This window comes from Roseobacter fucihabitans, assembly GCF_014337925.2.
Classification (GTDB): Bacteria; Pseudomonadota; Alphaproteobacteria; order Rhodobacterales; family Rhodobacteraceae; genus Roseobacter; species Roseobacter fucihabitans.
The window spans coordinates 1,266,809-1,282,315 of sequence record NZ_CP143423.1 but is presented as its reverse complement, the minus strand read 5'-3'; the positions used below and the strand labels follow the sequence as shown (position 1 = coordinate 1,282,315).

Sequence of the window (15,507 nt, the reverse complement as noted above, 5' to 3'; positions counted from 1 at the left end):
TCAGTACCCAAAGAGATGCGGCAGGCCCAGGCTGATGACCGGCACATAGGTGGTCAGCAAGAGCGCCGCGAGGATGGCAAGGTAGAATGGCCAGATGGTGCCTACGACGCTTTCTATTCGAACTTTGGCAATCGCGCAGCCCACAAATAAGCACGGCCCCACAGGTGGTGTCGTCAGGCCGAGGCCAAGGTTCATCATCAAGATCATGCCAAATTGTACCGGATCGACCCCTAGGGCTTTGGCGACGGGCAAAAAGATCGGGGTACAGATCAGGATCAGCGCCCCCATATCCATGAACATACCCAAAACCAGCAGCGATATATTGATCAGCAGCAACAGCACGATTTTGTTTTCGCTCAGGGCCTGCATGCCGGCGAGGATGGCGGATGGGACCTGATAAAGCGTGATGAAATAACTGAAGGCCTGCGCGGTGCCGACAAGGATCATCACCATGGCCGTTGTGCGGATCGCTTGTGTGACGCTGTCGCGAAAGGCTTGCCAGGAGAGCGAGCGATAAAACACCGCCGTCACGATCAGCGCATAGATCACGCCGATCGCCGCACTCTCCGTCACCGTGAACACGCCCGAGACGACCCCGCCGATGATGATGACCGCGGTCATGAAGCCGGGCAATGCAGCCCCCATGGCAAACACAACGGCGCGCCACCCCGGAAATACCCCGGTCGGATACCCGCGCCGCACCGCGATGACATAAGCGGCCAGAGACAAGCACAGGCACAAAAGGATACCCGGCACGACACCGGCAATGAACAGGGAGGTGATAGACACCCCACCCCCTGCCGCGAGCGCGTAGAGGATCATATTATGGCTCGGCGGAATGAGCACACCTGCGATGGAGGAGGTGACGGTGACATTCACCGTATAATCATCGTCATAGCCCCGTTCGCGCATCATCGGGATCATCACAGAGCCAAGCGCAGATGTATCCGCGACGGCGGACCCGGAAATGCCACCAAAGAGCATTGAGGTCAGCACGTTGACCAGCCCTAGGCCACCGCGTACCTGTCCGACTAGGGATTCTGCGGCGCGCACCAGCCGCAGCGCGATCCCGCCGCGCATCATGATTTCGCCTGCGAAAATGAAGAACGGGATCGCCAGCAGTGAAAACACATTGATCCCGGCCACCATGCGCTGAAACACGATCAACTCGGGGATGCCCTGATACATCGCCGTCACCAGGGCGGCAACGCCCAGCGCAAAGGCAATCGGAATACCCATGACCACACAGATGACAAAGGCGCATAGAAGTATGGTCAGCCCCATATCAAAGCCCCCCCGGCTTAGGCGCGCCCTCACCGGGGTCCTGCGGTGCCGCGCGCCACAAAAACCAGATGCGTTCCACCATAAACAACACAATCAACGCGCCGGTCAGGATCAGGGGCGCATATTGCAGCCCCTGCGGCAGCCCGATCAAGGGAATGTCACGCCCCCATGTGCCGACAACCAAGGGCCAGGAGCCAAAGATCATCGCCACCCCAAAGCCCCCCAGAATAATTGAGTTGATGACCTCAAGAATGGTTTGCGCTCTGGCGGGCAACAGATCGTTGATGTAATCGATGCCGAGGTGAAAATTCTCGCGCAACCCGACCGCCGCCATCGGCAGTGCCACGATCAAGATCAGCAGCAATGCCGCTTTTTCCGTCCAGGTCGGGGTGTCGTTGAGCACATAGCGGCCCCAGACCTGCCATCCGGTGAACACCACCAGCAAGACCAGCGCGACCGAACTGATCCCGGTCACAGCGCGCGCCAGTCGATCAACTATTTTCCAACGCATGATTTGGGCTCCGATCCAGCGGGAAAGCAGGAGGCTGGCACAGCAGCCTCCCCGGCATGCATCACTCCGTTGCCTGGATCCGCTTCAGCAAATCCGCAACAACCGGATCGCTTGCAAATTGCTCATAGACCGGTCCCATTTTCTCCGCAAAAGTCGTGGTGTCGATGCCCTCCACGATTGTGACACCGGCGGCTTCGACAATCTCGCGGGACTTGGTTTCACGCGCGGCCCACAACTCCCTTTGATAAATCGCAGCTTCCTGTGCGGCGGCGCGCACAATCGCCTGATCTTCTGGCGAGAACTTATCCCATGTGGTCTTGGCAAAGATGATGCCTTCGGGAACAATCGTGTGATTATCGATGATGTAATAGGGGGCCACCTCGAAATGGCCCGTGGATTCGTAGCTCGGCCAGTTGTTTTCTGCACCGTCAACGACGCCCGATTGGATCGATGTGTAAACCTCGCCAAACGGCAGCGGTGTCGCATTGGCCCCCAGGGCTTCGACCATCGCCACGTTGATATCGCTGTTTTGCACTCGGAATTTCTTACCCGCGATATCCTCAACGGAATTGAGCGGCGCATTAGCATAAAAGCTGCGCGAACCGGAGGCGAACCAGGACAAGGGCACCATATTGGCCTCGCCCATCGCTGCGGCTATGTCCTCACCAATCGGACCTTCCAGCACGCGGTATTGATGCTCGGGATCCTTGAAGACGTAAGGCAAGGAGGTGACGCCGAGTTCCTTGACCGTATTCACCATCGGTGCGGTTGAAAATACGCCATAATCCAGCGCGCCAAATTGCAGCTGTTCGGTCGCAAACTCGCCCTCGCCCAGCGTGGCCCCGTGATAGTTTTGCATTTGAATGCGCCCATCGGTGCGTTCCTCGACCATCTCGACAAAGCGATCAAGCGCGATTGATACCGGATAATCCGGCACATGCGTATTCCAGCCGCGCAACTCCTGGGCCTGTGCAGTTCCTGCCACGAGGGCTGCGGCGATACTAAATTTCAGGATTTTGTTCATTCGATGTTCCTCCCTAGAGTGATTTATCGGAACCGCCCTTTGATCAAAAAAGGTCGGCCTGGTCGCATCTTCCGGATTAATTTGGTCTGGCCAGACTCAAAAAAATTGGCAACTTCCTGAGCCATTATTTGGTCATTTGGGCAGAAGTAGTAACAGATTCTTAATATTGGTCCGTCCAATTTGATTGATATGGCCTGCATTTCTTCATTTTGGCAAGACCAATTTTGAAAACCGCCTTCCCTCTGGCAAGCCAGCCTGTTAGCTGTCTAAAGGGGACGGAACAAAGGGGCTCCATGGACAAGAAATCGCCCGAACCCGGTTTTCGGCTCTACCGTAAAGTGGCAGACCAGATTGCCGGGATCATCGCCCAAGAAGCTCTGTTGCCCGGCACGCGCCTGCCCTCCGAGCGGGTCCTCTCGGACCGGCTGAAGGTGGCACGCTCCACGGTTCGCGAAGCGATGATCGCACTGGAAATCGCCGGACAAGTGTCGATCCGTACCGGGTCCGGCATATACGTCGACCAGCCCGGTGTCACAACAGATACGGATCTGGGCGCTGGTCCTTTGGAGTTACTGGACGCGCGCGAGTTGATTGAATGCGAAATCGCGGCAAGAGCCGCTGCGAGCATTGATGCAACTCAGTTGATGGCCATGGAGATCAGTATTGAGGCCATGGCAGCGGCCCATGGCCGTGGCACGCACCGTGAAGCGGATCATGCCTTTCATATCGCGCTGGCCAAGGCGACCAGGATCGAACCGCTGGTGGGGATCATTGACCGGCTCTGGTCACAGATGTTCTCGCCCATGTTTGAACGTATGGGCGCTCTCACAGGCCTGTTTGGTGAACCACAGGATACGGCCCTGGAACACCACCGGCTGATTTTGGATGCGCTTGTTGCACGCGATGCCGACCTGAGCCGACAGCGCATGAAAGCCCATTTGGTTGAAGTGCGCAGAGTGTTGTTACGCGCCTCCGCATTTGGTGCGGGCAGCTCGGATAAGGGTTAGCCCGCGGAACATGCGGGCCTCCGATTTCAAGCCAAACCTGTTGCGGCCATCCAAATGTTGCAGGCATCATGTCGCGTAACGCTGGTTTTCAAACCGCCAGTGTGGTTCCGGTCCAGATCATGAATGATACCAAAGGCACGGGGTGATACTCTTAGTCTGGCCAACGCCATTGCGTGAGCAGACGCGTAGCACTGATGCCTCAAGAACCGGATTCACCCGACCCTCAGCGCGATCTTGGGCGGTTCCTTTCGGGCCGGTGGACGATTGGATACCGGAATGAACGATTTTCCCCCCTTGAGGGTAATCAACCGACACCGGTGCCAGAACCGCGCAACAGCGCATCGCTGCGACCTGCCGCAGGACCGCGCGTGTGGCCCGGCCAGGGTTGATCGCGCTCTAGATATCCTTCATCAGCCGCAAGGCATCGTAGATCGCGGCATGGGTGTTGCGCGCCGATACCGCATCGCCAATACGGAAAAGCTGGAAACCCGCGTTCTCGTTTTGCACCAGCGCCTGCGCCTGCCCGGCAATCAGCGCATCATGATCTACGGCCCCGCCATTGCGGCTATGGGGTTTGAGGTCGAAATACAGATCATCCAGCGGCATCGTGCCGTAGTTTACAACAATCTGGTCATATTCCTGCACCCGTGAATGATCACTGTAATCCGTCCCGATCTGAGCCCTCAACCGATTGCCCGCCCGCTCCACCCCCAGCAGGCGCCGGGTGACGGTAAAGGTTACGTCCTTATCTTGCAGCGACCGCATGTAAGGCACGAGGTTCATCGCCATGATCTCAGGCGCGAAGGTACGATCCGGGGTCATCACTTCGACCCGTGCACCCGCCGCAGCCGCGACCTCGGCGGCCTGCAAACCGGGATGATCACCGCTTTCGTCATAGATCAGAACCTCGCCCGCCGGTTTCACGTCCCCCGATATGATGTCCCAGGCGGATACGACATGCGCGGCCTCCTGCCCGGTCTCGTAAAGCTCTATATTGGGCAGGCCACCGGTGGCGACAATGACCACATCCGGGTTAAGGGCGCGCACGTCTTCCGGCCCGGCCCATGTGTTGAAATGAAAAGTCACATCGCGCGCGGCACATTGCGCCATGCGCCAGTCGATGATGCCGATCATCTCACGACGGCGCGCGCTTTGGGCGGTTAGGCGGATTTGCCCGCCCGGCTCCGGCTGGGCCTCAAACACGACAACCGCGTGCCCGCGTTCGGCAGCCACGCGCGCGGCCTCCAGCCCGGCCGGTCCAGCCCCGGCAATCACAACCTTGCGACGGGTTTTGGCGGGATCGATCTGATGCGGCATGCTCAGCTCGCGGCCCGTGGCGGCATTATGAATACACAGCGCATCACCCGCCTGATAAATCCGGTCCAGACAATATGTGGCGCCGACACAGGGGCGGATGTCGTGCTCCCGGCCCTCGATGATCTTTTGTACGATATGGGGGTCTGCCATATGCGCGCGGGTCATGCCGACCATATCCAACTGCCCCGACTGTATTGCATGGCGCGCGGTTGCAACATCCGGGATGCGCGCTGCGTGAAAGACCGGCATGCCGGTGGCGCGCTTTACCTCGCCCGCGAAATCCAGATGGGGCGCGCTTGGCATGCCCTGCACCGGAATGACATCGGTCATATCGGGATCGGTATGAATGCGGCCCCGAATGACATTCAGGAAATCAAGCTGCCCCGTTGCGGCCAGTTTCCTGGAGATCACCAGGCCGTCCTCGGCCGAAATTCCACCCTTTTGCGCCTCATCCGCCGTATAGCGAAAACCGACAATAAAATCCGCGCCCACGCGTTTGCGCACCGCACCAAGCACATCCAGCGGAAAGCGCATGCGGTTTTCCAGCGTATCGGCACCGTAATGGCCCGTCAGATCATTGGTCAAAGGCGACCAGAACTGATCCAGAAGATGGCCGTAAACCTGCAATTCGATCCCATCCATGCCCCCGGCTTTCATCCGTTCGGCAGCATCGGCAAAATCGGAAATGATGCGAGTGATGTCCCAATCCTCGACCAGCTTGGGAAAGGCGCGATGCGCCGGTTCGCGGTGTTTTGACGAGGACACAGAGGGCAGCCAATCGCCCTTGTTCCAAGCCGTCCGCCGCCCCAGATGCGTCAGCTGGATCATCACCGCACACCCGTGGCCATGGCATGCATCCGTGAGGTTGCGGATCCACGGGACCACCTCATCCTTATAGGCCAGCACATTATTGAACACCGGCGGGCTGTCTTTTGACACGGCGGCGGACCCGGCTGTCATCGCAAGGGCAACCCCGGCTTTGGCGCGCTCTTCGTGATAGGCGCGGTAGCGGTCTTTGGGCATACCGTCTTCGGGGTATGCGGGCTCATGGCTTGTCGTCATGATCCGGTTTTTGAGTGTCAGATGCTTGAGTTGATAGGGCTGTAACAGCGGATCTTTGGACATATCACGACCTTTGTTCGGGCAAGCGCGTTGAGGCACCTGGCCCCACAGGGGTAAAAGTCACAGATGGCACCGATATTGCAAGGTGCGTTGAGGGTTTCCGCCACCGTAAAGCCAGGGTTCATCAGGCCAGTTGTCGAACACGTAATCCGCGGCGCGGCGCGCGGGTTCTGGCGATCTGCTAAGGCGGCAAGGAGCGGTTCCTGCGGCCCCCGGCGTGCCTTCGGGCGATATCCAGCGGGTCACACGGCAAGGCACCGGGGCTGCACGGGCGCGCATTTATTTGAAACCGGTCGCCCTCCATTGGACCCAAAGCGATTGGGCCGGATCGGCTCAGGCACGCAGACCGAGCGGGACGAAGCCTCGCATCTGAAACCTCACAGCAAGAACACCTCAGCCGCCCCGCCCTCTCCTAGACCGGGTCCTGATTTTCCGCCATATCGAACCCCTTTTCAGCTGCGCAATATCCGAATGGGTCGCCTTTTATCCCTGTGGGATAAAAACACCTGTGAAACTGGCCTGATAACGTATTGTTTTCATTTATCTGCATATAAAACCCGATCAGGCCCGCTGTGATATGCCAAACCACCCCGCCTTATTCCCTTGGCGGGGCGCATCAATCGGTGCAGGTTTGATGCCATCGACTGTTTCGCGAGGGTTTGCGTGCGCCAACCATATGCTTTGCTTTTCATCCTCCTGAGTGCCCTTGGTGCGGCTTTCGGGAGTGTACAAACTGTCCGTGCGGAGCCCCTGCCTGCCCTGGCGGGCGCGCTGCGCGCACAATGGGTGGCGGTGGGCTTGGTCAATACGGCTGGCTTTCGCGATAAATCCTCCTGCACCGGCACCTTGATTGCGCCGGATCTTGTTTTGACGGCGGCCCATTGCGTCAGCGCCGTTTTGCAACGCAACAGGACGCGGCATTTCGTGGCCGGTTGGGACCGAGGTTCCTTTGCCGCGCATCGCTTGTCCAAACGGATCGATATTCACCCCGATTACGCAGGCGAACAGGGCGATGATAAGGTCAGGCACGACATCGCGGTGATCCAATTGAGCACACCGATTGAAGTGGGTGATGTCACGCCGCACGCGCTGCGCAAACCAGACAGCCGCACGGTGCAGAATTTGGCCGTTCTTGGATATCATCGAAAGCGACCGCATGTGATCAACGGGCGCTTTGATTGCGCGAAACAGGCCGGGAGCGATGCAGAACGGCTTTTGCTGGATTGTGAGGTAATCGCGGGCAATTCGGGGGGGCCGGTATTGGCACGCGGTGGCGACGGCTGGATGGTGATTGGCGTGATTTCGGCGCGCCTGAACGCCACCCCCCCGCGCAGCATTGCCGTACCCATTGATGATTGGGTGTTATCGCATTGGCGCGCAGCGATGGCACGCGCGACGCCGGGTCAGAGCGATCCTTGAAGGGGCGCGCAAAATCTGATGGTTACGTGTTGTTGAATTATCGGCCATAAACTGCGGCAACGCCGACTCAGATCCAAGGACAGATGCTATGCATGACATTCGTGCCATTCGTGAGACCCCCGACGCCTTTGACGCCGCCCTGGCGCGGCGCGGCGATGCCCCGGTTGCAGCTGAGATTCTGGCGCTGGATGAGGCGCGGCGTGCCAAGATCAACGCCTCTGAGACCGCGCAGGCCGATCAGAACAAGGCCTCAAAGGAGGTCGGCGCGGCCAAGGCCTCAGGCAATGAAGCCGAATTTGAACGTCTGCGCGCGCTGGTTGGGGATAAAAAAGCCGAAGTCGCAGCCCTTCAGGCCGAGGCCAAGGCGCTGGACACGCAGTTAAACGAAAAACTCGCCTGGATCGCAAACCTGCCCGCGGATGACGTGCCGCAGGGGGCGGATGAAAACGACAACGTCGAGGTGAATAACTGGGGCGTGATCCCCGGTTTCGATTACACCCCAAAAGAGCATTACGAGATCGGCGGCGTCGCAGCGTCGATGGATTTCGAAACCGCCGCCAAAACCTCTGGTGCGCGGTTTGTCATGCTCAAAGGGGCTGTTGCGCGCATCCACCGCGCGTTGGCGCACTTCATGATCGACACGCATGTGGATGACAACGGGTTGACCGAATATAACACGCCGGTTCTGGTGCGCGACGAGGCGATGTATGGCACCGACAAGCTGCCCAAATTCGCCGAAGACAGCTATCGAACCACCGACGGTGCCTGGCTGATCTCCACCTCCGAAATCACGCTGACCTATTCCGTGGCGGGCGACGTACTGGAGGAAAGCGAGTTGCCCCGTCGCATGACCGCGCACACATTATGTTTCCGCTCGGAGGCGGGCAGTGCGGGGCGCGATACCGCCGGGATGCTGCGCCAGCACCAGTTTGAAAAGGTCGAAATGGTCTCGATCACCCATCCCGACCGCTCGGAAGACGAACAAAAACGGATGCTACGTTGCGGCGAAGACTTGCTTGAACGTTTGGGCATTCCCTATCGTACAGTCCTGTTGTGCACGGGCGATATGGGGTTCGGCGCGCGGCGCACTTACGATATCGAGGCGTGGTTGCCGGGGCAGAACGCCTATCGCGAAATTTCTTCCGTCTCCACAACCGGCGATTTCCAGGCCCGCCGCATGAATGCGCGTTTCAAACCCGCCGGCGGGGGCAAGCCGCAATTCGTGCACACGCTGAACGGTTCCGGTCTCGCCGTTGGGCGCTGTTTGATCGCGGTGCTCGAAAACGGCCAGCAGGCGGATGGCTCGGTGATCCTGCCGGATGTGCTCGCCCCCTATTTGGGTGGTAAAACCACGCTGACGGCGGATGGCACCCTCGCCTAACGGGTCACCACCACCTCGTAGCCGAGCTCTTCGGGCTCATCATCCACCAGCTCCTGCGGGAAACCGGGGGCCTGAACGCTCAGCCCCGTTGCCTCTTCGAGCCGTTCGATCATGCGGTCCGATTGCGCACGCGCGCCATACCGGTTTTGCCCGTCGTTCATCATCTCGATCAGCAAGGGCGAGATTTCCAGCGGCACGCCCTGCTGGTCCGCGATCTTTTGAAACAGCCCGATGTCCTTTTGCACAAGGTCCATGGTGAAATTCACATCGCGTGCACCCGACAGGATCAACTGGCTTTCGGTTTCATGCACAAAGGACGTCCCCGACGACATCGCAATCGCCTCATAGGTCATGCCCAGGTCCAGTCCGGCGGCCTTCATCACCGTCAAAGCCTCACAAAGCGTCAACAAATTCGCCGTGGCCAGATAATTGGTCATGACCTTGAGAACACTGGGATGACCGACCGCGCCCACATGCAGGATCCGCCGCCCCATGCATGTCAAAATTGGCAAGACCCGCTCAAACGTCGCGCGATCACAGCCCGCGTAGATCGAAATATTTCCGGTATCCGCCCGGTGACAGCCCCCCGAGACGGGACAATCCACCGCCGCACCGCCCTGTGCGCTCACCAAAGCGGCAAGGCGCTTGATTTCATCACCATCCGTGGTCGACATCTCCATCCAGATTTTTCCGGGACCCACATGCGGCAACATTTCCTCCAGAACCGCCGCCGACGCCGCAGGGGAGGGCAGACAGGTGATCACAGCGTCACAGGCCTGCATTATCTGCGCCGGGCTTTCCCCATCAACGGCTCCATGTGCGACCATCCCGGCTACAAATTCCGCATTCAAATCATGTACCTGCACGTCGATACCATTGCGGATGAGCGAGCCTGCCAGCTTCCCCCCCACATTACCCAAGCCGATAAACCCAACTTTCATGACCGCTCCCGCTCTCTTGCCTTTAACCCAAATTGGGCGCGGCTCGGGCCGGGGTCGCGTCTGTTTGCGACCTTTGAGATTGACCCAAGGACCTGCGCGCGTAGGCTGTGCGCATGAGCGACACTTCACCCCCGCCCCGCGCGGACGCCGCCGCCGGAATTGACGTCACGCAGGATTTCGAGCGGTTTGCGCAGCGCAACGATATCTTCACCCGCGCGTTCTGGGATCAAAGCGTGCGCAGCAAGGCGAGCGATGCCTTCTTTGCCTCCTACCGGATGGAAGCGACGCCACGGCGCGGTGACGGGTTTGGCCAGCGCGATTTTGCGCTGCGCAACGCCTCCTGGCTGATTTCCGACATCATGACGGACCGCTTTGCCGATCAGGGACGACGCGAGGGGTTTCAGGCCCCGATCAGTGCAGACACGCCGATTGCGCCCGTACAGTTGGAGATCGACAGCCCCGAGAATATGTCGCATGAAATCAAGAAGGTCGCGCGATTTTTCAAGGCCGACCTCTGCGGGATCACCGGTTGTGACCCGCGCTGGCACTATTCCAGCCGTGTGGATGTGCGCGATCTTTCGGATGCACCCAATGATCTGCCCGAGGGGATCACATCCGTGATCGTTCTGGGCCATGAGATGGACGCGGATCTGCTCGACACCTATCCGGCTGCCACCGCTGGCGCTGCCACCGGGCGCGCCTATAGTCAGGAGGCCGCGAGCGTCATGCAGCTTGCCGCCTACATCCGCAATCTGGGCTATGAGGCGATCGCTTCGATGAATGACACAGCCCTCGTGATCCCCTATGCGCTCAAGGCGGGCCTGGGCGAATACGCGCGCAACCAGATGGTGATCACGCCCGAATTCGGGCCACGCTTGCGGTTTTCCAAGATATTCACGTCGCTGCCGCTTGCGCATGACGCGCCCAAACCGCTGGGCGTGCGGGCGTTTTGCGACATCTGCACGAAATGCGCGGATGCCTGCCCGGTCAAGGCTTTGCCTTATGGCGCGCCGCAGGTCGGCGGCGCGAATATCTCCGCACTCAAAGGCGTGCGCAAATGGACCTCGGATGCGGAAAAATGTTTCGGCTTCTGGGCGAAACTGGCCTCGGATTGTGCCATCTGCATGCGGGTTTGCCCGTTCAACCGCGATTTTAGCAGATGGTATCACCGGGTCTGGTTGAAGCTGGCGCTTTCGCCCTTGCGCCGCGCCGCGCTCTGGCTTGATGCCAAGCGCGGCGGACGTAAAAGACCAAGCCACTGGTGGGGGCGGCGTTGATTATTGCGCGGGTAAAGACCGCCGCACATTGCCATGCCAGTCTTCCCCGATGATCTCGCCCGTCTGCAATATCACGCCCGGTGCTGGCAAGTCATCCACCCGCTGCGCCAAGAGCGCACCGATCATGACGCCAAGGGCCAGCCCCAAGAGCAGCGTTGCCACCCCCCGCCCCGCCAGAGGCATCACGTTTCTTTCCTGAACAGTTGTTTCGAAGACCATGGGAGATTCCTTTCGATGGTTGATCCAACATCGGATGCCTTGCACATAACCGCATCTCATTAATTCTCAAAACGAATGTATATGATATAACGCATCACAATTTGTGATTATTTACCTCTGCATCCCCGCACAGCAACCGTTCACCCCAAAGCTATTGTGGTGCCCTGCGTGATACCTACATCTTGCTCAAAGCCATCAGGAGACGTGCCATGTCGCTTCGACCCACCTTGGAAATCCGCAAAGCGCAAGCCACCCTTGAAGGCGCCGGTGTAAAACTGCACCGTGCGTTCGGGTTTCAGGACCCCTCCGAACTCGATCCGTTCCTGTTGTTTGACGATTTCCGTAATGACCGCCCGGAGGATTTCCTCAAGGGCTTTCCCTGGCATCCGCATCGCGGCATCGAGACGATTACCTATGTGCTTGAGGGCAGCGTCGATCACAGCGATTCGCTGGGCAATCAGGGGACGCTTGGCGCGGGTGATGTGCAATGGATGACCGCCGGATCGGGCATCCTGCATCAGGAAATGCCGCAGGGGAACGCGCGCGGCCAGTTGCACGGGTTCCAGCTCTGGGGCAACCTGCCCGCCAGCCAGAAGATGACCGCGCCGCGCTATCAGGATATCACCGGTGCCGATATTCCGCAGGTCACCGATGATGACGGCACGGTGGTCAAGGTCATTACCGGCGCGTTCTGGGGCAAGGTCGGCCCGGTCGATGGGATCGCCGCCGATCCGCAATATCTGGATGTTTTTGTACCTGCGAGGGTGCGCAAGAGTTTCAAGATAGACACCTACCGGCGCGCCTTTGCCTATATTTTCCAAGGGTCCGGTGCCTTTGTGGATGCCAGCGCGCCAAGCGGCGTTCTGCTGGAAAAGGAAATCGGCGGAGAAGAAATCAACATCCGCGATCTGTCCGGCGACCGCACGCTGGTGCGTTTTGGCACCGGTGATGAGGTCACGGTGCAGGCGGGCCCGGATGGCATCCGGTTCCTGCTGATTTCAGGCGCGCCGATTGAGGAGCCCGTGGCCTGGCACGGCCCGATTGTGATGAACACGCAGGCGGAACTGCAACAGGCGATGCGCGATCTAAACAACGGAACCTTCATCAAACCCGCGCATTAGCGGGTTGCGAAAGCCGATCCGCGCCCGTGGTGCCATGATGCCAACCGCCCCCGGTGCCCCACCAATGACCCCATGCCCTAGCAATGAATGAACATGGTTCGAAAACAAACCCTGCTTGCACCAGCGCGCGCCATCGGGCAGAACGCGGGGAGCAATTGGAGACTGTCTGATGCGCCTTCCTGTTCTTGTCCTGCTGTGTGCCTTGCTCGCCGGCTGCGTCCAGTTTCCCGAAATTGACGATGCGACCGGGCCGATCGCGCGCGATGCCGCCTATCCCGATCTCATTTCGCTGGATTCGATTGCGGATGTGTTGAACGGCCCCGGTGAGGTACCGCTTGACACTCAAGACCAGCTGGACGCCCGTGTCAGCGGATTAAAATCGCGCGCGGATCGCCTGCGCGCCCCGGTTCTGGATGAATCCGAGCGCGCCCGGCTCGCTCAAACCCCTCAGTGAGCGCAAGCGCGTTGCGCGCGCGCGCCGAACCCGCTACACGGCGCAAAACAACCCCCTAGCAGAGGATTCCCCGTCATGTCAGAGCCGCTTCGTCTTGGTATTGCAGGTCTGGGTACGGTCGGAATTGGCGTGCTGCGCATTATCCGCCAGCACGAGGCCCTGCTTGCCGCGCGCACGGGGCGCCGGATCGTGATTTCAGCCGTGTCTGCGCGGGATAAATCCAAGGATCGCGGCCTGCCGCTGGACCGCTATGCCTGGGAAGACGATCCGGTGGTGCTGGCCAAGCGCGATGACGTGGATGTTTTTGTCGAGTTGATCGGCGGCCATGAAGGTCCCGCAAAAGACGCGGTCGAGGCGGCATTGGCCACCGGAAAAGACGTGGTGACCGCCAATAAGGCGCTGCTCGCCATCCACGGCCAGTCGCTTGCCGAAACCGCCGAGGCCGCAGGCAAGGCGCTGCACTACGAGGCCGCCGTCGCGGGCGGCATCCCTGTCATCAAATCCCTGCGCGAGGGGCTTGCGGGCAATGACGTCACCCGCGTGATGGGTGTGATGAACGGTTCGTGCAACTATATCCTGACGCGGATGGAAACCGCCGGTCTCAGCTATGCGGAGGTCTTTTCTGAGGCCGATGGGCTGGGCTATCTGGAAGCCGATCCGCAGCTGGATGTGGGCGGCATTGACGCAGCACATAAGCTGGCCATTCTCTCGGCGCTGGCCTTTGGCACCCGCGTCGATTTTGATGGCATCACGCTGGAAGGCATCGACCGGGTCAGCATTGACGACATCCGCGCCGCCGCCGATATGGGCTATAAAATCAAGCTCTTGGGCATCGCTCAGATGACCGGGCGTGGGCTCGAGCAGCGCATGCAGCCCTGTCTTGTGCCTGACACCTCGCCGCTGGGGCAATTGGACGGGGGCACCAATATGGTCGTGCTCGAAGGCGACGCCGTGGGGCAGATCGTGCTGCGCGGCCCTGGTGCGGGCGAAGGGCCGACCGCCAGTGCGGTCATGGGTGATGTCTGCGATATCGCGCGCGGCCTGCGCGGTCCGGTCTTTGGGATCGCGGCCGATGCGCTTAAAACCTCTACGCCCGCCCATGCCAAGGCCCCTGCCCCCTATTACCTGCGCATGTCGCTGGAGGATAAACCCGGCGCGCTGGCCAAGATCGCCGCCGTTCTGGGCGAAGCGGGCGTATCCATCGACCGGATGCGCCAATATGGCCATGACGACACCGCGGCACCTGTCCTGATCGTCACCCATAAAACCGCGCCGGATGCGCTTAACGCGGCCCTCGCAGCGATGGAGAGCACCGGGGTGTTATCAGGCACGCCGGTCGCTTTGCGCATTGAGCAGGTCTGAAACCATGATCCTACGGCGCGGTTGTGCGGGCCGGATCGCAAGGGTACATCTGCCGCAACTCATATTCATATAAAAAGGACAGTTTCCATGCCAGCCAACGCCGAATTTCAGGATCGTATGCTCTCTCTGGGTCTTGCCCGCGTTTCAGAGGCAGCCGCCTTGGCCTCGGCCCGTCTGGTCGGGCATGGTGATGAAAAAGCCGCCGATCAGGCCGCCGTCAACGCGATGCGCGAACAGCTCAACATGCTCGACATCGCGGGCGTCGTGGTCATCGGCGAAGGCGAGCGGGACGAAGCTCCGATGCTTTATATCGGCGAAGAAGTCGGCACCGGCAACGGCCCCGGCGTGGACATCGCGCTGGACCCGCTGGAGGGCACCACGCTCACGGCCAAGGACATGCCCAACGCGCTGACCGTCATTGCCATGGGGCCGCGTGGCTCCATGCTGCATGCGCCTGACGTTTATATGGACAAGCTGGCGATTGGTCCCGGATTTGCAAAGGATGTGGTGACGCTGGACATGACCCCCGGCGAGCGGGTCGCGGCTTTGGCCAAGGCCAAGGGATGTGGCGCGGCCGACATCACCGTCTGCATTTTGGAGCGGCCCCGTCACGAACCGATGATCGCCGAGGTACGTGCCACCGGGGCCTCGATCCGTCTGATCACGGATGGCGATGTGGCCGGCGTGATGCATTGCGCCGAACCGGGTACCGGTATCGATATGTACATGGGGTCGGGTGGCGCGCCAGAGGGCGTGTTGGCAGCAGCGGCGCTCAAATGCATGGGCGGGCAGATGTATGGCCGTCTGCTGTTTCGCAACGATGATGAGCGGGGCCGTGCGCGCAAGGCCGGGATCACCGATTTCGACCGCATCTATCACCGCGATGAAATGGTGACCGAGGACGTGATTTTTGCCGCCACAGGCGTGACGGATGGCAACATCCTGCCTGCGGTGAAACGCGAACCCGGCTGGATGACCACCGAAACACTGATCATGCGCTCCAAGACCGGATCGGTGCGCCGCATCAACTACCGCACGCCGGTGGCTCCGAAATAAGCGCGGCAGCGC

Annotated in this window: 14 protein-coding genes; 8 read left to right on the top strand and 6 right to left on the bottom strand. The window is 60.0% G+C overall.

The window, feature by feature from the left end:
* The 3 genes from ROLI_RS06445 to ROLI_RS06435 form a co-directional block, all read right to left on the bottom strand.
* Window positions 1-1,284 (bottom strand): TRAP transporter large permease, encoded by a 1,284-nt coding sequence (locus ROLI_RS06445; RefSeq protein ID WP_187428608.1) that lies wholly within the window; start codon window positions 1,282-1,284, stop codon window positions 1-3.
* Between the two features lies 1 nt (window position 1,285).
* Window positions 1,286-1,795, bottom strand: a complete 510-nt coding sequence (locus tag ROLI_RS06440) for a TRAP transporter small permease (protein WP_187428609.1) — start codon at window positions 1,793-1,795, stop codon at window positions 1,286-1,288.
* A 61-nt stretch (window positions 1,796-1,856) separates the two neighbouring features.
* Window positions 1,857-2,819 carry a TRAP transporter substrate-binding protein gene (locus ROLI_RS06435; RefSeq protein WP_187428610.1) on the bottom strand — a complete coding sequence of 321 codons (963 nt, stop codon included), beginning with the start codon at window positions 2,817-2,819 and terminating at the stop codon, window positions 1,857-1,859.
* Window positions 2,820-3,112: 293 nt separating this feature from the next.
* Between ROLI_RS06435 and ROLI_RS06430 the strand changes: the two genes are divergently transcribed.
* Window positions 3,113-3,826 carry a FadR/GntR family transcriptional regulator gene (locus tag ROLI_RS06430; RefSeq protein ID WP_187428611.1) on the top strand — a complete coding sequence of 238 codons (714 nt, stop codon included), beginning with the start codon at window positions 3,113-3,115 and terminating at the stop codon, window positions 3,824-3,826.
* A gap of 396 nt (window positions 3,827-4,222) precedes the next feature.
* Here the strand turns inward: ROLI_RS06430 and ROLI_RS06425 are convergent, their stop codons facing one another.
* Window positions 4,223-6,268 (bottom strand): NADH:flavin oxidoreductase, encoded by a 2,046-nt coding sequence (locus ROLI_RS06425; RefSeq protein WP_187428612.1) that lies wholly within the window; start codon window positions 6,266-6,268, stop codon window positions 4,223-4,225.
* 660 nt (window positions 6,269-6,928) lie between these two features.
* On the opposite strand from ROLI_RS06425, the gene ROLI_RS06420 reads away from it, so the two are divergent.
* Both ROLI_RS06420 and serS read left to right on the top strand, forming a co-directional pair.
* The gene (locus tag ROLI_RS06420; RefSeq protein WP_222869378.1) at window positions 6,929-7,684 is read left to right on the top strand and encodes a trypsin-like serine protease; all 756 of its coding nucleotides are present in this window, start codon (window positions 6,929-6,931) and stop codon (window positions 7,682-7,684) included.
* Between the two features lie 88 nt (window positions 7,685-7,772).
* Window positions 7,773-9,065: a serine--tRNA ligase gene (gene serS, locus ROLI_RS06415; protein WP_187428614.1), complete on the top strand. Its 1,293-nt coding sequence runs from the start codon at window positions 7,773-7,775 to the stop codon at window positions 9,063-9,065.
* Here the strand turns inward: serS and ROLI_RS06410 are convergent.
* Window positions 9,062-10,006, bottom strand: a complete 945-nt coding sequence (locus tag ROLI_RS06410) for an NAD(P)-dependent oxidoreductase (RefSeq protein WP_187428615.1) — start codon at window positions 10,004-10,006, stop codon at window positions 9,062-9,064. The two genes, serS and ROLI_RS06410, sit on opposite strands and share 4 nt — an antisense overlap.
* Window positions 10,007-10,119: 113 nt before the next feature.
* On the opposite strand from ROLI_RS06410, the gene ROLI_RS06405 reads away from it, so the two are divergent.
* Window positions 10,120-11,283 carry a 4Fe-4S double cluster binding domain-containing protein gene (locus tag ROLI_RS06405; RefSeq protein WP_187428616.1) on the top strand — a complete coding sequence of 388 codons (1,164 nt, stop codon included), beginning with the start codon at window positions 10,120-10,122 and terminating at the stop codon, window positions 11,281-11,283.
* Here ROLI_RS06405 and ROLI_RS06400 read toward each other — a convergent pair whose 3' ends face one another.
* Window positions 11,284-11,502 (bottom strand): hypothetical protein, encoded by a 219-nt coding sequence (locus ROLI_RS06400; RefSeq protein ID WP_187428617.1) that lies wholly within the window; start codon window positions 11,500-11,502, stop codon window positions 11,284-11,286.
* Between the two features lie 209 nt (window positions 11,503-11,711).
* Here ROLI_RS06400 and ROLI_RS06395 point away from each other — a divergent pair, with 209 nt between their 5' ends.
* From ROLI_RS06395 to glpX, 4 genes are all read left to right on the top strand, one after another.
* Window positions 11,712-12,623, top strand: a complete 912-nt coding sequence (locus ROLI_RS06395) for a pirin family protein (protein ID WP_187428618.1) — start codon at window positions 11,712-11,714, stop codon at window positions 12,621-12,623.
* A gap of 169 nt (window positions 12,624-12,792) precedes the next feature.
* A complete protein-coding gene (locus tag ROLI_RS06390; protein WP_187428619.1) occupies window positions 12,793-13,077 on the top strand; it encodes a hypothetical protein in 285 nt (94 codons plus the stop codon).
* Between the two features lie 75 nt (window positions 13,078-13,152).
* A complete protein-coding gene (locus ROLI_RS06385; RefSeq protein ID WP_187428620.1) occupies window positions 13,153-14,439 on the top strand; it encodes a homoserine dehydrogenase in 1,287 nt (428 codons plus the stop codon).
* 87 nt (window positions 14,440-14,526) lie between these two features.
* Complete coding sequence (gene glpX / locus ROLI_RS06380) at window positions 14,527-15,495, top strand: class II fructose-bisphosphatase (RefSeq protein WP_187428621.1); 969 nt, start codon at window positions 14,527-14,529, stop codon at window positions 15,493-15,495.
* Window positions 15,496-15,507: the final 12 nt, after the last annotated feature.